The 1,645-nt window shown below is 72.3% G+C and carries 1 protein-coding gene; it reads left to right on the top strand.

Annotation, left to right across the window (positions count from 1 at the left end):
* Positions 1 to 75 precede the first annotated feature (75 nt).
* A partial coding sequence (locus OX89_RS14695; protein WP_047351194.1) for a methyl-accepting chemotaxis protein occupies positions 76 to 1,645 on the top strand: 1,570 nt, incomplete at its 3' end.

Genomic DNA, 1,645 nt, shown 5'->3' on the forward strand with positions numbered 1-1,645 from the left:
TTGATCGCAACGCATCTGGCAAAAATAGTGTGAACAGGCCCTAGGCGGTCTCGCGGACAAGGAAAGGTTCCTGCTATGACCTCGCTTTCTCAGCGCCTGCCGCTGCTTTACAAATTCCTCATCCTGGGCCTCGCCGGCATCCTCATGAGCGCCGTGCCCACCTGGCTGTTCGTGAGCGGCGCGCTCGACGACCTGGCGCGCGCCCGCCACGAGGCCCGTGGCGCCCCGCCGCTGCTGGCGCTGCACAAGGTGGTGCAGGGGCTGCAGGTGCACCGCGGCCTGTCCAACGGCATGCTGGGCGGCGACGAGACGCTGGCCGCCCGGCGCCCGGCCGCGCGCGATGCGGTGAACAAAGCCTTCGCCGAGGCCACCGCCCGCCTGGACGCGGCGCAGGTGCCCGCGGCCCAGCGCGACGCCTGGCAGCGCGCCCAGCAGGCCTGGCAGCAGCTGGAGCCGGCCGTGGCCGCACGCTCGCTGCCCGCCGCGCAAAGCACGGCGCAGCACACGGCGCTGATCACGTCGCTGCTGCAGACCGGCGAGCAGCTGCTGCACAGCTACGAGCTGCAGCTGGACCCCGACTTCGCCACCAACGCGCTGATCCAAGCCTCGCTGGTGCATGCGCCGCAGCTGGGTGAGAAGCTGGGCGTGATGCGCGCCCAGGGCGCGGGCTTCCTGGGCCGCGGCGGCGAGCTGCCGCTGGAGGCCAAAGGGCTGCTGCAGTCGCTGCGCCAGCGCGTGGTGGAGCTGCAGGGCGACACGCTGCGCAACCTGGCGCGCGCCACCGAGGCGAGCCCTGCCTTTGCTGCCACGCTGGGCGCGCCCGCGCGCACGCTGGACGCGCAAATCACGGCCACGCTGGCCCTGGCCGACAAGGCCCTGCTGCAGGCCGACACGCTGACGCTGCCCGCGCAGGAGTATTTCGACACCTACACCCGCACCATCGACGCGCTGTACGCACTGAACGCCCAGGCCATGCAGGGCGTGGACGAGGCCCTGCAGGCGCGCATCGACCGCCTGCGCGCCACGCTGGCGTGGCAGGCGCTGGCGCTGCTGGGCACGCTGGCGGGCGCCACGGTGCTGATGCTGGTCTTCGTGCGCTCCATCACGCAGCCGGTGGCGCAGGCCGTGGAGCTGGCCCGCGCCGTGGCGCGCGGTGACCTGTCGGGCAGCGACATCGCCCACGGCAGCAACGAAATGGGCCGCCTGATCGCCGCGCTGTTGCAGATGCGCCGCCAGCTCACCGAGGTGGTGGGCCGCGTGCGCCAGGGCGCGGAGGGCGTGGCCACGGCCAGCGCGCAGATTGCGCAGGGCAACACCGACCTGGCCGCCCGCACCGAAAGCCAGGCCAGCGCTCTGGAAGAGACCGCCGCATCGATGGAGCAGATGACCGCGACCGTGCGCCAGAACGCCGACAGCGCCGCGCGTGCCAGCGAGCTGGCCACCAGCGCCAGCGGCGTGGCCGCGCAGGGCGGCGAGGTGGTGGCGCAGGTGGTGCAGACCATGCACGGCATCCACAGCTCGTCCGGCAAGATCGCGGACATCATCGGGGTGATCGATTCGATCGCGTTCCAGACCAACATCCTGGCGCTGAACGCCGCCGTGGAGGCCGCACGCGCCGGCGAGCAGGGCCGCGGCTTTGCCGTGG

The sequence above is a fragment of the Diaphorobacter sp. J5-51 genome (assembly GCF_001023515.1).
Taxonomy (GTDB): domain Bacteria; phylum Pseudomonadota; class Gammaproteobacteria; order Burkholderiales; family Burkholderiaceae_C; genus Diaphorobacter; species Diaphorobacter nitroreducens.